Raw genomic sequence first — 16,160 nt, 5'->3', positions numbered from 1 at the left:
TCTTCAAATCCGGGCGACGGGCGCGGAGAGCATGTAGCCCTCCGATCTCACCGTTTGGATGATAGCCGGGTTTTTGGGATCCTTCTCGAGCTTCTGTCTGAGCCGGCTGATCAGCACGTCGATGCTTCTCTCGAAGGGGCCGGCGGTGGGGCCATGGGTCATGTTGATGAGCTGATCGCGGGTCAGCACCCGGTTCGGATTTTCGCAGAATGCGTGCAGGAGATCGAATTCCGCGCCGGTCATGGCGACCTTCATGCCGCTGGGCGAAACGACGTCGCGGGCGAGAAGATTGATGCGCCAGCCCAGGAACTGAAAGATTTGGTTCGAGGGGCCGGCCTCGACGCGGCTTTGCGGCCCGGTGCGGCGCAGCACGGCTCTGATGCGCGCGAGCAGCTCCCGGGAGTTGAAGGGCTTCACCACATAATCGTCGGCGCCTATCTCGAGTCCGAGGATCTTGTCGACGTCCTCTCCCTGGGCGGTGACGATGATGATCGGGATGTCATGCGCCGCCCGGACCCGCCGGCAAATGGAAAGACCATCCTCGCCCGGCAGATTGAGGTCGAGAATGAGAATGTCGAAGTCGCCGGCGGCCAGTTTGGCGTCGACGGTTTCCCCGCTGGGGATGCGCGTGACCGCCATGCCGTTGTTTTCGAGGTATCTGGAAATCAGCTCCGCGATTTCCGCGTCGTCTTCGACGATGAGGACCGAACTGCGATTGCTCATGCTTCCAAGCGCCTCCGTCCATGTGCGCCTCTGTGTTCATGGCTATAGCGTGTCGCACCCCGATTGTCTGGGTTTCCGGAAGCGCGCCGGCTTCCCCGACATAGAGCGGAAACATTTTTCCGCAGTGCGAAAAACTATGGAAACAGCCGCTTGCAAGTGTAGCTGAGCCCTTGGAGGCCAATCGAGGAAAGCCAATGAAGCGAGACTTAGGCGCAGCAAAAGGCCGGCCCAGCCTTCATTTTAGACAAATCGCGGCTCTGCCGAAATAAGCGCCGTCCCGCCTGAAATATAATCTTGCCGGGTCCGTGAGCGGCGCCGGGCGCCCTCAGCCCCACCAAAAAGAGTGCAGACGGCCTCGGCGCCGAAAATGCCTTTGTCGCCCAAGGGGGACAGGGCCCAGGCTCTTTTTCCGGTCTCATCTCCAGTTCGAGGATAACAGACGATGACCATCTCCTCGCCGGCTCATGACGCCTTGTCTCCCAAATCCGGGTTCGCCGGGCTCTTCGAAAGCTGGCGCTCCGACGTCGTTTCAGGCTTCCTGGTCTTCCTGATCGCCTTGCCCTTGTGCCTTGGCATCGCCATGGCCTCCGGCTTTCCGCCCCAGGCCGGCATCATCTCGGCCATCGTCGGCGGGCTTCTGGTGTCGCGCATCAACGGCTCTTTCGTCACGATCATGGGGCCGGCGGCCGGCCTGATCGTCGTCATTCTCGATTCAGTGAACGAGCTCGGCGAGGGCGACGCTATGGCGGGCTATCGCTACACGCTCGCCGCGATCTTCTTCGCCTCCTTGCTGCAAATCCTCATGGGCGTAATGAAGGCCGGCAAGATGAGCGCCTTCTTCCCCGCCTCGGCCGTCCACGGCATGCTGGCGGCGATCGGCATCATCATCATGGCTAAGCAAATTCACGTCATGCTTGGCGTGAAGCCGGATGCGCAGACGCTGTTCCAGACGATCGGCGCTATCCCGGCGAGTTTGCGGGACATGAACCCGGAGGTCGCCATCATCGGCTTTCTGGGCATCGGGATTTTGGCGCTCTGGACCCTGGTGCGGAACCCCAAGCTCAAGATGATCCCGGCGCCCTTGCTCGTCGTCCTGCTGGGCATGGCCCTCGCCAAATATTTCGACATCGAGGACGAGCACAAATACCTCTTCCTGCCGGACATGGTCTTCCTGCCGCACCATGAATTCACCATCGGCCCGAAGTTCCTCGTCACCTTGCCGGAGAATTTCCTGGCGGGCTTCGCCGCGCCCGATTTCGCCCGCGTCGGACATCTCGTCTTCTGGCAGCAGGTCGTCGCCATCGCGCTCGTCGGCAGCCTCGAGAGCCTGCTGAGCGCCGCTGCGGTCGACAAGCTCGATCCCTATAAGCGAACTTCCGACCTCAACCGCGACATCGCGGCGGTGGGCGTCGGCAACGCCATCTGCGGCCTGATCGGCGGCCTGCCGATGATCGCGGAAATCGTTCGCAGCTCCGCCAATGTCAACAACGGCGCGAAAACCGGCTGGGCCAATTTCTTCCACGGGCTCTTCCTGCTCGTCTTCGTCGCCCTGTTCCCGAAGTTGATCCACGAGATCCCGCTCGCCTCGCTCGCGGCGCTCCTGGTCTTCACGGGCTATCGGCTGGCCTCGCCTCACGAGTTCAAAAAGACGTTGGAGATTGGCTGGGACCAGTTGGGCGTCTTTGTCGTGACCATCGTCGGCGTGCTGGCGACCGACCTTCTCATCGGCGTCGCCATCGGCGTCCTGGCGGAGCTGGCCTTCCATTTCTGGCGCAGCATCCATTGGCCGGATGTTATCAAGCTCAGCCGCTCGATCGAAGAGAAGACGCCGGGCGTCTACCATGTGCAAGTCGCGGGCGCGGCCTTCTTCGGCAATTATCTCGCGCTCAAGAACGACCTCACCGCGATCCCGCCGGGCAAGACGGTCATCTTCGATCTCTCGGAGACAGCGACCGTCGACCACACGGTGATGGAAAATCTCCATCATTTCTGCGGGGATTACCACGGCAAGGGCGGTCATGCGGAAATCCGCGGGCTCGACCATCTCGTCCCGACCTCCGACCATCCTTTGGCGCCGCGCAGGCGCCCCGCCTAGCGCGCTTTTCCGCGCAGATTCAAAAAGCTGGAGCGCATTCTTTTCGCACAGGTCTGCAACTTTTGCGGAATGCGCTCTAAGGCCGCGCCGCATTCCGGCGAAATATCGCAGGTGAGACGTTCGGCGGGATAGACAGCCGCCGGAATTCCCGCGACCGTCTATGCAGGCAAGCCTCTCGGCCAAGTCGTTCAAGGAACATAAATGCCGCTTTATCTCGCCCTTCTTTGCGTGGGCGCCCTGATCGGCGTCGGCGTAGCCTCGATCCGCTATAAGGACCGCGCGGATGTGACGCGGCTCGTTTACGGGCTCACCGGCGGATTATGCGCGGCGATTTTCCTTGCCGTCATCGTCCCGAGAGGCGCGCATGTCTTGCAGACGACGCTGCCCCTGGGCCTGCCCTGGATCGGCATGCGCTTTCGCATCGACGCGCTGAGCGCCTTCTTTCTTGCGGTCGTCAATCTCGGCGGCGCGGCGGCGAGCGTCTACGCCATCGGCTACGGCGCGCATGAGAAAAGCCCGATGCGCGTGCTGCCGTTCTTTCCGGCCTTCATCGCCGGCATGAACGGCGTCGTGATGGCCGACGACGCCTTCACCTTCCTCGTCGCCTGGGAATTCATGTCGCTCTCGTCCTGGGCGCTGGTCATTTCCCATCACGATCACGCCGAAAACCGCGCCGCCGCCTACATCTATTTGCTCATGGCGAGCTTCGGCACCTTCTGCCTGCTCATGGCCTTCGGCGTTCTCGGCGGCGCCTCCGGCGCCTATGACTTCGATACGATCCGGGGGATTCCGAAGGACGCCTGGAAATCCGGCCTCGTCCTTGCCCTCGTCATCCTCGGGGCCGGCTCGAAGGCGGGTCTCGTTCCGCTGCATATCTGGCTGCCGCTCGCTCATCCCGCCGCGCCGAGCCATGTCTCGGCGCTCATGAGCGGCGTCATGACGAAGGTGGCCATTTACGGCTTCATCCGCATGGCTTTCGATCTTCTGGGCCCGCCCGCCTTCTGGTGGAGCATTCACCCACTGGTTTTCGGCGCGGCGAGCGCCCTGATCGGCGTGCTGTTCGCCACCGTGCAGAGCGATCTCAAGAAGCTTCTCGCCTACAGCACCATCGAGAATATCGGCATTATCTTCGTCGCGCTCGGCCTGGCGCTGGCCTTCAAGGCGAATGGCCAGGCGCTTCCCGCGGCGCTCGCCTTCACCGCGGCGCTGTTCCACGTCTTCAACCACGCTCTGTTCAAGAGCACGCTCTTCTTCGGCGCCGGCGCCGTGCTCGGCGCGACCGGCGAGAAGAACATCGAAAAGCTCGGCGGCCTGATCCGCTCGATGCCGAAAACCGCCTTCGTCTTTCTCGGCGGCTGCATGGCCATCGCCGCGCTGCCGCCGCTCAACGGTTTCGTCTCCGAGTGGCTGGTGTTCCAGGCCATCCTTCTCAGCCCCTCGCTGCCGCAGTGGATATTGAAGCTGCTCACGCCTGCTGTCGGCGTGACGCTGGCGCTGAGCGCGGCGCTGGGCGCCGGCGCCTATGTGCGGGCCTTTGGCGTCGTCTTCCTTGGCCGGCCGCGCTCGGGCGCCGCCGAGCAGGCGCAGGAGACCGATCAATGGTCGCTGCGCGCCATGTTCGCGCTGATCGCTCTCTGCCTTCTGGCGGGGATTACGCCAAGCTTCATGATCGACACGATCTCGCCCGCGGCGGCCGAATATGTCGGCGGCCGCATGCCGGCGCAGAGCCAGATCGGCTGGTTTACGATCGCGCCCATCGCCGAGAGCCGCAGCTCTTATAACGGCCTCCTCGTCTTCGCCTTCATCGGCCTGTCGGCTTTTGCCATGGCGCAGACGATCAAGACCTTCTGGCCGCGTCCGCTGCGCCGCGCGCCGCCGTGGGATTGCGGCTACGTCGATCCAACCCCCGCGAGTCAATATACGGCGAGCAGCTTTGCGCAGCCGGTGCGTCGCGCGCTCGGCGCCGTCGCCTTCTCGGTGCGCGAGAAGCTCGACATGCCGCTGCCGGGGGAGACGCGCGTGGCGCATTTCTCCGTGGAGATCGGCGACCGCTTCATCAACTACCTCTACGAGCCGCTGACGAAAGCGGTGCTGTTCTGCGCGGGGCGGCTCAATGTGGTGAACTTCCTGTCCATCCAGGAATATATCGCCCTCGTCTTCGCCGCCCTCGTCTTTCTCCTCATCCTCGTGGCGCTATGACCTTTCTCTTCGACCTCTTCGCGCAAGCGGCGCAAATGGCTTTGGTGCTGGCGCTCGCGCCGGTGCTGATCGGATTCACGCGCAAGGTGAAGGCGCGCCTGCTGCGGCGGCGCGGGCCGCCGCTTCTGCAGCCCTGGTACGATCTCATTCGCCTGCTAAGGAAGGACGTCGTGCTCGCCCATGACGCCTCCTGGCTCTACCGGGCGGCCCCCTATCTGATTTTCTCGACCACATGGGTGGCGGCGTCGCTCGTTCCAACATTTGCGACCGGACTGATGTTCGGCTGGATCGCCGATCTCATCGCGCTCACTGCCTTGCTCGGCGCCGCCCGCTTCTTCCTGGCGCTCGCCGGCATGGATGTGGGGACGAGCTTCGGCGGCATCGGCTCGAGCCGCGAGACGATGTTCGGTTCGCTCGCCGAGCCGGCGACGATCATGATCGCCTTCATCGTCTCGCTCATCGCCGGCTCGACCCAGCTCTCGGAAGTCGCCGCCTATATGGCGTCGGATTTCGCGCTGCGCGTCTCCGTGCTCTTCGCGCTGATCGGCCTCATCATTGTCGCGATTGCGGAGAACGGACGCATACCGGTCGATAATCCCGCGACGCATCTTGAGCTCACCATGGTCCACGAGGCGATGATTCTCGAATATTCGGGACGTCATCTCGCCATCATCGAGATGGCCTCGGCGCTCAAGCTTCTTCTCTATGTGTCGCTTATCGGCTGCATCTTCTTCCCCTTTGGCATCGCGCCCCCGGATGGCGGCATCGTCGACATGGGCTATGGCGTCGCCTTTTATGTCGTGAAAATCTTTGTCGCGGGCTTTTTGCTGGCCCTCTTCGAAGTATCGACCGCAAAGATGCGCATCTTCCGCGTGTCGGATTTCCTGGGAGCGGCGCTGATGCTCGGCCTTCTCGGCACTCTTCTCGTCTTTGTCACCCGGAGCCTGTAATGCAAGAGCATCTGTCTCTCGACATCGCGCAGCTCCTCGCGGGCGGGCTGGTGCTCGTCAGCTTCATGCTGCTCTATCAAGATCGCCTGACGGGGCTCATCAACATCTTCGCGCTGCATGCTTTGGTGCTGACTTTGTCGGTGGCCTGGCAGGCCCATGTGCAGAACGCGGCGCATCTTTATGTGACGGCGGCGATCGCCCTCGTGTTCAAGGCCATCGTCATTCCCTATAGCCTGCACAAGATCGTCAAGGCGCTGCGCGTCCATCGCACGGTGGAAGTCGTCGGCGGCATCGGCGCGACCATGCTCGTCGGCATGTTCCTGATGGGCCTTTCGCTCGTCGTCATGCTGCCCGCGACGACGACCGCCGATCCTTTCGCGCGCGAAGACCTCGCCTTTGCGCTGACGATCGTCCTTCTGGGCATGCTGATGATGGTCACGCGGCGCAACGCCGTCAGTCAGATCATCGGCTTCATGTCGCTGGAGAACGGCCTCGTGCTGGCGGCCGCGGGCGCCAATGGCATGCCGCTCGTCGTCGAGATCAGCGTCGCCTTCTCGATTCTCATCGCCTTTATCGTGATCGGCATCTTCCTGTTCCGCATTCGGGAGCGCTTCGACACAGTGGACTTATACGAACTCGATCGCGTGCGCGGAGAACGCCGATGATTTCCGAATTCTTCATGGTGTCGAACGCGCTCGTGGCCATTCCGGCGGTCGCGGCGGGCGTGCTGGCCTTTCAGACCGAATATAAGAAAGCGGCTCAGCTCAATGTCGCCGCGTCGGGCGCGACCTTCGTCTTCGCGCTTTTGCTCCTCGCCAAGGGACACGAGGCCGGCAGCTTTCTCTCGGTCGACGATCTCAACGTCGTCTTCGTCGTGCTGTCGACGCTTATCGGCTTCACCACGGCGGGCTTCAGCGCGAGCTATATCGAGCACGAGCTCGCGATCGGCAAATTGACGCCGGGCAATCTGCGCTTTTACCACGCCATGTATCAGGCGCTGATGTGCGCCATGAATCTGGCGCTTCTGGCCAGCAACATCGGCCTCACATGGGTCTCGGTCGAAGTCGCGACGCTGACCACGGTTGTCATGGTCGGCCTGTACCGCACCCGCGACTCGCTCGAAGCCGCCTGGAAATATTTCATTCTGGGCAGCGTCGGCATTGCGCTCGCGCTCTTTGGCACGATCCTCGTCTATATGTCGGCGGAGCCGGTTCTGGGCGAGGGCTACGACTCCATGCTCTGGTCCACGCTGATGCAGCACGCCGCGCATCTCAGCCCGCGCCTCTTGAATGTGGCCTTCGTCTTCCTGATGCTCGGCTATGGCACCAAGGTCGGCCTCGCGCCCATGCACGCCTGGCTCCCCGATGCGCATGCCGAGGGCCCGACGCCCATCTCGGCGGTGCTTTCCGGTCTGTTGCTGAATGTCGCGCTCTACGCCGTGCTGCGCTTCAAAATGCTGCTCACGGCCAACGCCGCCGCCATTACGCCCGGGCCGCTGCTCATCGCGCTGGGCCTCGCCTCCGTGCTATTCGCGGCTTTCATGCTCTACCGGCGCGACGACATCAAACGCCTCTTCGCCTATTCGTCGATCGAGCACATGGGCATCATCGCCTTCGCCTTCGGGATCGGCGGCCCGGTCGCCAATTTTGCCGGATTGCTGCATATGGCGATGCACAGCCTCACCAAATCTGCGATCTTCTTCTCCGTCGGCCACATCGCTCAGGCCAAGGGCACGCAGAAGATCGCCGAGATCAGGGGCCTGACCCAGAGCCATCCGGTGCTGGGCTGGAGCCTCGTCGTCGGCGTGATGGCGATCTGCGGCATGCCGCCGCTCGGCGTCTTCATGAGCGAATTTCTGGTCGTGAGCTCAGCCTTCGCGCGTCAGCCATGGCTGGCGGTTCCGCTGGTTCTCGGCCTTCTTGTGGCGTTCGGCGCCTTGTTGATGCGGTTGATCGGCATGGCTTTCGGCGAACCGACGAAGAGCGCCGGAGAGGCGCCGGCCTCTCCCGTGCCGCTCATCGCGCATCTTTCGCTCGTGCTTCTCGCGGGCCTTTATCTGCCGTCTTATCTCGTCACCTGGTTCCAGAACGTGGCGCGGCTGCTGGGATAAGCGCAAAGGGACATGCAAATGCTCTTCACCCCTGAGGACCCGAACAGCACGGCTCCTGCGCCCGCTGCGTCCTGCCGCCCCTGGGCGCGCGAGACGGTCGACGACGCCGGTTGGCGCGCGGCAATCGAAGAGATCGCCGGCCGCAAGGCCGATCTTCTCAGCCTATGGAGCGACGGCGCTCATGTGTTCATGGCGATCGTCGGCAGGGCGACGCCAAAGATTCGCCTCGTCTCGCTCGATTGCCCGCAAGGCCACTTTCCCTCGGTCGGCGTGCGGCACCCGCCGGCGCTGAGGCAGGAACGCACGATCGCCGATCTTTACGGGCTCACGCCCGAAGGATCGCCCGACACGCGCCGCTGGCTCGATCACGGCCGCTGGGGCCTTCGTCATCCCGACGGGGAGGCGGCGCAGATCGAGACGGCGAGCGACGCTTATCAATTCTCGCCGGCCGAAGGCGCGCCGCTGCATCAGATTCCTGTCGGCCCGGTGCATGCGGGCATCATCGAGCCGGGTCATTTCCGCTTCTCCTGCAATGGCGAGGTGGTGGTCCGGCTCGAGGAGCGGCTCGGCTTCGTGCACAAGGGCGTCGACAGCCTCATGGCCGGCGCCCCGCTCGACAAGGCGGCGAAGCTCGCCGCGCGCGTCTCAGGCGACAGCACCGTGGCCTATAGTTTTGCCTTCGCGCGCGCCGTCGAGGCTGCTTATGGCGTCGAGCCGCCGCCGCGCGCCGTGTGGCTGCGCGCTTTGATGGCGGAAATCGAGCGCCTCGCCAATCACTTCGGCGACATCGGCGCGATCTGCAACGACGCCGCCTTTGCGCTGATGCTCGCGCAATGCGGGCTGGTTCGCGAAAAGCTGCTGCGGGCGGCCGCCGCCTGTTTCGGCCATCGGCTGATGATGGACCGCATCACGCCCGGCGGCGTCGCCGTGGATCTGTCGGAAGAGGGCGTGACGACGCTGCGCTCCCTGCTGGAACGGATCGCGGTGATGACGCCGCGTCTCGTCGCGCTCTATGGCGACACGACCTCGCTGCAGGACCGCACCGTGGGAACCGGCGTGCTGAGCGCCGAGCTCGCCAGCCAATATGCCTGCGGGGGCTTCGTCGGCCGCGCCTCTGGCCGCCGCTTCGACGCCCGCGCCACCATCGGCTACGCGCCCTATGACGCGCTCTCCTTCGAGCTCGGCGAGTCGACCGGCGGCGACGTCGATGCGCGCGTCTGGGTGCGCTTCGACGAGGTGAGAGCGTCGGTCGAGATCATCGAGCAAATCCTCGATCGCCTCCCCCATGGCCCCATCCAAGCCGATCTCGGCGCCGCGCCGGGCGGGGCCGAGGGCGCGGCGCTCGTGGAAGGGTTCCGCGGCGATATTTTCGTCTGGCTGCGCCTTGCGGCCGACGGCCGGATCGAGCGGGCGCATCTGCGCGACCCGTCCTGGTTCCAATGGCCGCTGCTCGAAGCCGCGATCAAGGGGAATATCGTCGCGGATTTCCCGCTCTGCAACAAATCCTTCAACTGCTCCTATTCGGGGCACGACCTGTAAGCGGCTCGCAACCATGCAGAAATTTCTCTTCCAAGGGCTTTTGCGCGGCGCGCTGACCGAGCCGCCGCCCCGGCCCGAAGACGCGATGCTCGCCGAGCTCGGACAGGCGATGGAAAGAGCCGCCCGCGAGAAGCTCGGCCGCAGTCTCGCGATCCGCGAGGTCGACGCGGGCTCCTGCAACGGCTGCGAACTCGAGATTCATGCGCTGAGCAACGCCTTTTACGATCTCGAGCGCTTCGGTCTGCGATTCGTGGCGTCGCCCCGGCACGCCGACGTGCTGCTCGTCACCGGGCCCGTGACCAAGAATATGAAAGAGGCGCTGGAGCGCACTTATAATGCGACGCCCGATCCCAAATGGGTCGTCGCAGTGGGCGATTGCGCTTTCGACGGCGGCGTTTTTGCCGGAAGCTACGCCTGCGTGGGCGCCGTCTCGCAGGTCGTCCCGGTCGATCTCCATATTCGCGGCTGCCCTCCCGACCCCGTGGCGCTGCTCAAAGGCTTGATCGCCTTGGTCGACAAGGCAGGCTGAAAGCGCCGGGCCGGGCGCTGTGCCCGGCCCTGGCGACTTCTTCGTCAAGAGGCTCAGTCGAGCGTCTTGCCGCCGGCCGCTTCGCAGGCCTGGGCCGATTCCATATAGACCCAGCCCTTGCCCTTGCAGGAGTTCATGCCCTTGCAGGCGTTTTTGGGCGAATGGCAATCGCTCTTGCCCTTGCAGCTATTGGCGCCCAGGCAGTGAACTCTCGCAGTCGTCGTCTCGGCCTTCGCGGCCGGGGCGGTTCCGGCGAGCGCGATTGCGACCGCCGCGACAGCGAGCGTCGCGCCGTTGATGGTTTCCTTTTTCATGTCGTTTCTTCCCTGCGCCAAGAATGGCGCGGCATTCTTGCATCAAAGCCGCTATTTTCGCCAGCCGCCTCGGCAGAAAGCATATATTAGCGAATCGGCTGCGGCTTTCGCGCGCTGCCGATTCGGACTGTGTTTGTCCCTCATCTGTCCGTTGCTTCCTGTTTCAGGACAGAGCCCCAGGAGAGACGTTTAATTCATTGGCAAGGACGAGCGGCTGCGACGTCAGTGCACATGAAACTCGCCGTCGACCAGCCGCATCTCCGCTGGCGTGATGAGCTGGGCATGCGCCACCGTCACGCCATGGAGCGGCCCGTCGAGGCTCCTCGCCCAAAAATCCAGGAATTTCCTCAGCTCGGGAAAATGCGGGTGCAGATCATATTCCTGCCAAATGTAGCTCTGGATGATCTTCGGATGGTCCGGCAGGCCATAGAAAATATTCGCCGTCGTCAGACCGTAGCCCTGCATCTGCAAGCGGAAGTCCCTGGACGCCATTCCCGTCTCCTTTCCAACGGAAGACACTCTTAAAAAATTAGGAGCGACAGGTTAACGAAAGCAACTCTTGCGCCAGAAACAGGCGTAAAAACAAACTATTAGCAGCGTGTGCGGGCGAGTGCTGATTTCCCTGATTGAAGTGACTAAGGAAGAGCGCTTCCCAAGAGCCCGGGAGCGCAGAAGCCGCGTATTTACCATAAGCACAGGCGCCGCCTGGATTCTTTGGCCCGCGCCATCTTTCCGCCGAGTGCATTCAAGAGTTTGAGGGCCATGATTCGACGTTTCGCTCTCTTGTGTCTTCTCGCCTGCCCGACGCCGCTTGTCGCTGGCGCTTTGCCCCCCGGGCCAAAGGCTTCCGTCGCCTCCGTCGTTCGCGCGGTGACGCCGGGCGTCGTCAACATCGCCACGAAGCGGATCGAATCGGTCGAGGTGCCGACGGTCGTCGACCCGGTGCTTCAAGAGTTTTTCGAGATCCCGAACACCCATTTGAAGCGCGAAACCACATCCGCGGGTTCGGGCGTCATCGTCGACGCCGAGGCCGGGCTCATTCTCACCAATGAGCATGTCGTCCGCGGCGCCTCCGTCATCGAAGCGACAACGAAGGACGGCCGCCGTTTTCGCGCCCAACTCGTGGGCCGCGACAAAGCCACGGATATCGCCGTGCTGAAAATCAAGGCGGATAATCTTGCCGCCGTTCCGATGGGCGACAGCCGAACGCTGGAGGTCGGCGACTTCGTTCTCGCCGTCGGCAACCCCTTCGGCCTCGGACAGACCGTGACCTCGGGGATCGTGTCGGCGATCGGCCGCGCGGGACTTGGGATCGAAGGCTATGAGGATTTCATCCAGACCGACGCCTCGATCAATCCGGGCAATTCCGGCGGCGCGCTGGTGACGCTCGACGGGCGCCTCGTCGGCCTCAACACCGCCATTCTGTCGAAATCCGGCGCCAGTCATGGCATCGGCTTCGCCATCCCCATCGACATGGCGCGCCGCATCATGGCGCAGCTTGTCGAAAGCGGGGAGGTGCGTCGCGGCCATATCGGCATTTCGATCCGCTCGCCTTCGGGGAATGGCGCAGGCGCCGAGATCGTCACGGTGGAGCCGGCGTCATCCGCCGCGCTCGCAGGGCTTCGCAAAGGCGACGTCATCACCGCCGTCGACGGAAGGGCGATCACGACGCCGGCGCAGCTACGCGCCTTTCTCGGCGCGAGCCCGGCGGGAAGCGAGATCGACGTCCGCTTCCATCGCGCCGGGGAGGCGATGCAGGCGCGGCTGCGGATCGAGGCGAGCCAGAAGGCCGCGAGGCAATAATCTAGCGGAGAACCACGACCTTCGTGCCGACCTTCACGCGCGAATAGAGGTCGATCACATCGTTATTGGTCATGCGGATGCAGCCGGAGGACACGGCCGCGCCGATCGTATCCGGCTCGTTCGAGCCATGGATGCGATAGTCGCTGGAGCCGAGATAGAGCGCGCGGGCGCCGAGCGGATTCTCCATACCGCCCGCCATATAGCGCGGCAGGTCGGGGCGGCGTTTCAGCATGGGCGCGGGCGGGCGCCAGTCGGGCCATTCGCGCTTGCGGGAGACCGTTTTCACGCCCGACCAGGTGAAGCCCTCGCGACCGACGCCGACGCCATATTCGATCGCCTGGCCGCCGCCGAGCACATAGTAAAGCCGCCGTTCCTTGGTCGAAATGACGACGGTTCCCGCCTTATATTCCGGGTGGCGCCACTGCACGAGCTGCTTGGGGATCGACTGCTGACGGAAGATGGTCAGAAAATCCGCGACCGGCCCGCGATCGAGGGGACTTGCAAGGGCTATCCCCGGCGCCGTCATGGCGAGGGCGACAAGCGCTTTGAAGGGCAAGCTGGACCATTTCCTCATGCGCTTTCGTCTCTCCGCTTGTTATTCTGGGCGGTGAGACTGTTTGTCGACGAATGCGGCCGAAGTCTGACGCCGTTATCGGGGTTCAGGGCGCGTGGGAGAGTGAGCCATGCCAAAACGCAGCGCAGGCGTCCTCCTTTACCGGCGTAGCGCCCATGGGGTCGACGTCTTCCTGGTTCACCCCGGCGGGCCTTTCTGGGCGAGAAAGGACGACGGGGCCTGGTCGATCCCGAAAGGGGAAATTGGCGACGGGGAAGATCCGGAAAGCGCCGCCAAGCGTGAGTTCGCCGAAGAAACGGGCGTGGCGCTGACGGGCGAGCTGACGCCTCTCGGCGTCTTCAAGCAGCCCAGCGGCAAGCTGGTCGCCGCCTTCGCGCTCGAGGGAGACATCGCGCTCTCTTGCGTCCAAAGCAATGACTGCAAGATCGAATGGCCGCCGAAATCGGGGCGCATGATCGACATTCCCGAGATCGACAGAGCGGACTGGTTCACGCCTCAGGAAGCGCTGGAGAAAATTACAAAGGGCCAGCGCCCGATCATCGAGGCGCTTTTGTCCAAATTGAAGCTTTCGCCAGAATGAACGTCACCGCGCTTGCGCCGCCCAGCTTGTGACGGATCGCGGCGCCCAGCACTCGACGCCCCTGTGGCATTGCGCGCCGGTATAGCGGTTTTTATGAAAATACGGCGAATCCGCCGGGACGAAACGGTTGGCCCAGGCAAAAGTGGCGAGCCAAATGACGAGGATTCCAAATATGGCGTTGCGCCAGCTTTTGGGCCCGGGCATTCTTAAACTCCCCTGCGCGTTTCACAGAACCGGGGAATTGGAGGCTTCGAACCTCTCGCCCAGTGGGGAGACTCCAAAAAGTGTGTGTCAGCTTTGCCATGATCGAGCGAAGCAGGGCGTTCTCTAAACTTCCGCCGTGATCGTTGCGCGCAAGCCATCGGGCTCGAAGGCGATGTCGATGTCGCCGCCGAACTGCCGGGCGAGGACGGTCTTCATCAAATAGAGACCGACGCCTGAATGTTGCGGGTTCGCAACCGATGGCCCGCCTTGCTCCTTCCAAATGATGAGCAGCCGTCGGCCTTCGTCGTCGGAAATCCGCCAGTCGACGACCACATGCCCTTCTTCCCCCGATAGCGCGCCGTGTTGCTCGGCGTTGGAGAGAAGCTCGTGCAGCGCCATGCCCAGGGCCAGCGCGACTTCCGAGCGCAGCGCGACGTCTTCGCCGAAGATGGAGATGCGATCGCGGATGGCGAGCGAATCATAGGCGAGCGCCGTCATCACCAGCTCTTTCATGGGCGTCTCCGCCCAGGATTTTTTGACCAGCAAGGTCGAGAGACGGCTGAGGCACTGGATACGATCGGAAAAGCTGTTTCGAAAGCTGGCGAAATCCGTCGCCGTGCGGGCGGTGATGTTGGCGACGCCCTGGATCATGGCCAACGAGTTGTTCACCCGATGGTGTAGCTCGAGGTTCATGATGCGCCGGTGTTCTTCGGCGCTTTTGATCTCGTCGATGTCGGTAATGGCGATGATGGCGGCGATGATCTTGCCGCTTGCGTCGCGGATCGGCGCGCCGACAATGTTGATCCACGCCCATGTGCCGTCCGCGCGCTGATGCCGGCATTCGAGCGTCGGCCGATTTTCCCCGGCGAGGGCGCGGGCGAGGGGATATTCGCTCTCCTGGACGGGCTCGCCGCTCTCATGCACGGCGACCCAGTGCCGATAATGGCCCAGTCCTTCCGAATAGATCACAGGCCCTCGCCGGATGGCCTCGAGCGCCGAATTGCCTTCGAGGATGCGGCCGCTCGGCGCTTCCGCGATCAGCACGCCGACCGGAAGCGCGTCGATGACGGCGCGGAGCCTGTTGTTGAAGCCGTTGGGCGCGTTGGCGGCATCGCCTTTGATCAGCTCTTCGTTGAGCCGGCTCAGCAGCGCGCGCTTGCGGCGCAGCCTCTGTTCGAATTGATCGAGGGTGTGCGCGATGTCGTCGATGTCGGGGACGCCGGTCGCGGCCCAGGCGGGCAGCTCGCCGGCTTTCAGGCGATGGGCCAATTCCGCAAGCCGGTGGGTCGCCGCCGCCTGCCGCCGCCGAGCAGAGTCGAGACGATAAAGCGCGAGGAGCGCTGCGACGAAAGCAATCGCCAGCGCAACGATGATGACTTGCCCATAGGCGGAAATCAGCTCTGCTTGCGCTAGCGGGCGCACTTCCGCCGCTAGCGTATTATTGCCCCTCGGGCCAAGGGAAATGTCGGCTGAAAGGCCGAATCCGAGGATTCGAACGAGGTCTTGTTCGACCACTAATCACTCCGCGCCAAAACGGGCAGATTTGCATTTGCCCCCGAGCGTTTTGCGCCCGCGCGTTTTCTAGGCTGCACGAAAGTTGCCGGGCAGATGCTGAAACTGGCGAAGTCTTCGCCGAGTTCCACGGATCTGCCTGCGCCAGAGAGTTTTTTTGAACCGATTTCAGAGCGCCTTCGTGTTTTTTCGCGCGGCGATGCCCGTCATGGTCGGGTCCGAATCGATCTCATGTGTCCCGTTGAGCCCGAGATGCTCCGCAAGCTTGGCGCGCGCGCGATTGAGCCTGCTCTTCACCGTTCCGACGGCGATATTGCAGACCTGCGCGGCTTCTTCGTAGGACAATTCCGTGATGCCGATCATGAGCAGTATTTCGCGATGCTCCGGCGCAAGCTTGTCCAGCGCCTTCTGCACGTCCTGCATCGTCACATTTGATTCCTGCCCGCCTTTCACCGGAATCTGTTCCGCAAGGACGTTGTCGCTATCCTGCACTTCGCGCGAGCGCTTGCGGTACTGCGAGAAATAAGTGTTGCGTAAAATCGTCACGAGCCAGGCGCGAAAATTCGTGCCCGGCTCGAAACTGTCGGCATGCGACCAGGCCTTCACAAGCGTGTCCTGGACGAGGTCGTCCGCCACGCTATATGAGCCCGAGAGCGAGATGGCGAAGGCGCGCAGATAAGGGATCTGCGCCACCATTTGCTCTCCAAAGGTCGCGTTGGTCATTTCTTCTCGCGCTGTATGGCTTCGAGCTGGGCGAGCAGCATGACGAATTTGTCCGGAATTGGCTGGTGGATCAGGTCGTCGCAGAATGAGCGCAGCACACGCCCCAATTGATCCTGGATATGAGGCTCAAGAAAGGCCGTCTCCACGCCGTCGACCTGGTCGCCGTCAACCTGACCCAGGTCGGCCGTCTCCTGTGGCGCCAAGGTCTTTCTCTCCTCTTTTTCGTTGCCCTGCGTCATCTATCGTCCCGAGATCGCTCGCCCAACTGGTGGAGGCTTTGGCGAAGCGCCCTCGCTTCAGGCGCC

16 protein-coding genes are annotated in these 16,160 nt (G+C 63.1%); 9 read left to right on the top strand and 7 right to left on the bottom strand.

Annotated elements, in window-relative coordinates; all coding sequences use genetic code 11:
• Positions 1-3: 3 nt before the first annotated feature.
• Positions 4-723 carry a response regulator gene (locus tag JJT62_RS00445; protein ID WP_202070727.1) on the bottom strand — a complete coding sequence of 240 codons (720 nt, stop codon included), beginning with the start codon at positions 721-723 and terminating at the stop codon, positions 4-6.
• A 442-nt stretch (positions 724-1,165) separates the two neighbouring features.
• Here JJT62_RS00445 and JJT62_RS00440 point away from each other — a divergent pair, with 442 nt between their 5' ends.
• The 7 genes from JJT62_RS00440 (at position 1,166) to JJT62_RS00410 (ending at position 10,145) form a co-directional block, all read left to right on the top strand.
• Positions 1,166-2,818: a SulP family inorganic anion transporter gene (locus tag JJT62_RS00440; RefSeq protein WP_202070726.1), complete on the top strand. Its 1,653-nt coding sequence runs from the start codon at positions 1,166-1,168 to the stop codon at positions 2,816-2,818.
• Between the two features lie 201 nt (positions 2,819-3,019).
• Entirely contained in the window at positions 3,020-5,017 is a 1,998-nt protein-coding gene (gene hyfB / locus JJT62_RS00435) for a hydrogenase 4 subunit B (RefSeq protein WP_202070725.1), read from the top strand.
• A complete protein-coding gene (locus tag JJT62_RS00430; RefSeq protein WP_202070724.1) occupies positions 5,014-5,967 on the top strand; it encodes a respiratory chain complex I subunit 1 family protein in 954 nt (317 codons plus the stop codon). Before hyfB ends, JJT62_RS00430 begins: the two co-directional genes overlap by 4 nt.
• Positions 5,967-6,632: a hydrogenase-4 component E gene (locus JJT62_RS00425; RefSeq protein WP_202070723.1), complete on the top strand. Its 666-nt coding sequence runs from the start codon at positions 5,967-5,969 to the stop codon at positions 6,630-6,632. Before JJT62_RS00430 ends, JJT62_RS00425 begins: the two co-directional genes overlap by 1 nt.
• Positions 6,629-8,077, top strand: a complete 1,449-nt coding sequence (locus JJT62_RS00420) for a hydrogenase 4 subunit F (RefSeq protein WP_202070722.1) — start codon at positions 6,629-6,631, stop codon at positions 8,075-8,077. The genes JJT62_RS00425 and JJT62_RS00420 overlap by 4 nt, the downstream gene beginning before the upstream one ends.
• Before the next feature lie 18 nt (positions 8,078-8,095).
• Positions 8,096-9,616, top strand: a complete 1,521-nt coding sequence (locus JJT62_RS00415) for an NADH-quinone oxidoreductase subunit C (RefSeq protein WP_246744627.1) — start codon at positions 8,096-8,098, stop codon at positions 9,614-9,616.
• A gap of 13 nt (positions 9,617-9,629) precedes the next feature.
• A complete protein-coding gene (locus JJT62_RS00410; RefSeq protein ID WP_202070720.1) occupies positions 9,630-10,145 on the top strand; it encodes an NADH-quinone oxidoreductase subunit B family protein in 516 nt (171 codons plus the stop codon).
• Positions 10,146-10,198: 53 nt separating this feature from the next.
• On the opposite strand, the gene JJT62_RS00405 is transcribed toward JJT62_RS00410, so the two are convergent.
• Positions 10,199-10,459 carry a hypothetical protein gene (locus tag JJT62_RS00405; protein ID WP_202070719.1) on the bottom strand — a complete coding sequence of 87 codons (261 nt, stop codon included), beginning with the start codon at positions 10,457-10,459 and terminating at the stop codon, positions 10,199-10,201.
• Between the two features lie 222 nt (positions 10,460-10,681).
• Complete coding sequence (locus tag JJT62_RS00400) at positions 10,682-10,951, bottom strand: usg protein (protein ID WP_202070718.1); 270 nt, start codon at positions 10,949-10,951, stop codon at positions 10,682-10,684.
• Between the two features lie 270 nt (positions 10,952-11,221).
• Here JJT62_RS00400 and JJT62_RS00395 point away from each other — a divergent pair, with 270 nt between their 5' ends.
• The gene (locus tag JJT62_RS00395) at positions 11,222-12,262 is read left to right on the top strand and encodes a S1C family serine protease (protein WP_202070717.1); all 1,041 of its coding nucleotides are present in this window, start codon (positions 11,222-11,224) and stop codon (positions 12,260-12,262) included.
• Position 12,263: 1 nt separating this feature from the next.
• On the opposite strand, the gene JJT62_RS00390 is transcribed toward JJT62_RS00395, so the two are convergent.
• Positions 12,264-12,836, bottom strand: coding sequence for a L,D-transpeptidase (locus JJT62_RS00390; RefSeq protein ID WP_202070716.1), 573 nt, complete (start codon positions 12,834-12,836; stop codon positions 12,264-12,266).
• A gap of 109 nt (positions 12,837-12,945) precedes the next feature.
• Between JJT62_RS00390 and JJT62_RS00385 the strand changes: the two genes are divergently transcribed.
• A complete protein-coding gene (locus JJT62_RS00385; protein ID WP_202070715.1) occupies positions 12,946-13,416 on the top strand; it encodes an NUDIX domain-containing protein in 471 nt (156 codons plus the stop codon).
• A gap of 327 nt (positions 13,417-13,743) precedes the next feature.
• Here the strand turns inward: JJT62_RS00385 and JJT62_RS00380 are convergent, their stop codons facing one another.
• The 3 genes from JJT62_RS00380 to JJT62_RS00370 form a co-directional block, all read right to left on the bottom strand.
• Positions 13,744-15,135, bottom strand: coding sequence for an HWE histidine kinase domain-containing protein (locus JJT62_RS00380; RefSeq protein WP_370568459.1), 1,392 nt, complete (start codon positions 15,133-15,135; stop codon positions 13,744-13,746).
• Between the two features lie 165 nt (positions 15,136-15,300).
• Complete coding sequence (locus JJT62_RS00375; protein WP_202070714.1) at positions 15,301-15,855, bottom strand: sigma-70 family RNA polymerase sigma factor; 555 nt, start codon at positions 15,853-15,855, stop codon at positions 15,301-15,303.
• A complete protein-coding gene (locus JJT62_RS00370; protein WP_202070713.1) occupies positions 15,852-16,094 on the bottom strand; it encodes a NepR family anti-sigma factor in 243 nt (80 codons plus the stop codon). The genes JJT62_RS00375 and JJT62_RS00370 overlap by 4 nt, the downstream gene beginning before the upstream one ends.
• Between the last annotated feature and the right edge of the window lie 66 nt (positions 16,095-16,160).

The sequence above is a fragment of the Methylocystis sp. Sn-Cys genome, assembly GCF_016745395.1.
Lineage (GTDB): Bacteria > Pseudomonadota > Alphaproteobacteria > Rhizobiales > Beijerinckiaceae > Methylocystis > Methylocystis iwaonis.
Note: the sequence above shows the minus strand (reverse complement) of the source record. Positions and strands in the feature narration are given on the sequence as shown.

Excerpts from the sequence above, each read along its gene's own strand:
- JJT62_RS00445 (WP_202070727.1), bottom strand. The coding sequence starts at position 723 with ATGAGCAATCGCAGTTCGGTCCTCATCGTCGAAGACGACGCGGAAATC.
- JJT62_RS00440 (WP_202070726.1), top strand. The coding sequence starts at position 1,166 with ATGACCATCTCCTCGCCGGCTCATGACGCCTTGTCTCCCAAATCCGGG.
- hyfB (WP_202070725.1), top strand. The coding sequence starts at position 3,020 with ATGCCGCTTTATCTCGCCCTTCTTTGCGTGGGCGCCCTGATCGGCGTC.
- JJT62_RS00430 (WP_202070724.1), top strand. The coding sequence starts at position 5,014 with ATGACCTTTCTCTTCGACCTCTTCGCGCAAGCGGCGCAAATGGCTTTG.
- JJT62_RS00425 (WP_202070723.1), top strand. The coding sequence starts at position 5,967 with ATGCAAGAGCATCTGTCTCTCGACATCGCGCAGCTCCTCGCGGGCGGG.
- JJT62_RS00420 (WP_202070722.1), top strand. The coding sequence starts at position 6,629 with ATGATTTCCGAATTCTTCATGGTGTCGAACGCGCTCGTGGCCATTCCG.
- JJT62_RS00415 (WP_246744627.1), top strand. The coding sequence starts at position 8,096 with ATGCTCTTCACCCCTGAGGACCCGAACAGCACGGCTCCTGCGCCCGCT.
- JJT62_RS00410 (WP_202070720.1), top strand. The coding sequence starts at position 9,630 with ATGCAGAAATTTCTCTTCCAAGGGCTTTTGCGCGGCGCGCTGACCGAG.
- JJT62_RS00405 (WP_202070719.1), bottom strand. The coding sequence starts at position 10,459 with ATGAAAAAGGAAACCATCAACGGCGCGACGCTCGCTGTCGCGGCGGTC.
- JJT62_RS00400 (WP_202070718.1), bottom strand. The coding sequence starts at position 10,951 with ATGGCGTCCAGGGACTTCCGCTTGCAGATGCAGGGCTACGGTCTGACG.
- JJT62_RS00395 (WP_202070717.1), top strand. The coding sequence starts at position 11,222 with ATGATTCGACGTTTCGCTCTCTTGTGTCTTCTCGCCTGCCCGACGCCG.
- JJT62_RS00390 (WP_202070716.1), bottom strand. The coding sequence starts at position 12,836 with ATGAGGAAATGGTCCAGCTTGCCCTTCAAAGCGCTTGTCGCCCTCGCC.
- JJT62_RS00385 (WP_202070715.1), top strand. The coding sequence starts at position 12,946 with ATGCCAAAACGCAGCGCAGGCGTCCTCCTTTACCGGCGTAGCGCCCAT.
- JJT62_RS00375 (WP_202070714.1), bottom strand. The coding sequence starts at position 15,855 with ATGACCAACGCGACCTTTGGAGAGCAAATGGTGGCGCAGATCCCTTAT.
- JJT62_RS00370 (WP_202070713.1), bottom strand. The coding sequence starts at position 16,094 with ATGACGCAGGGCAACGAAAAAGAGGAGAGAAAGACCTTGGCGCCACAG.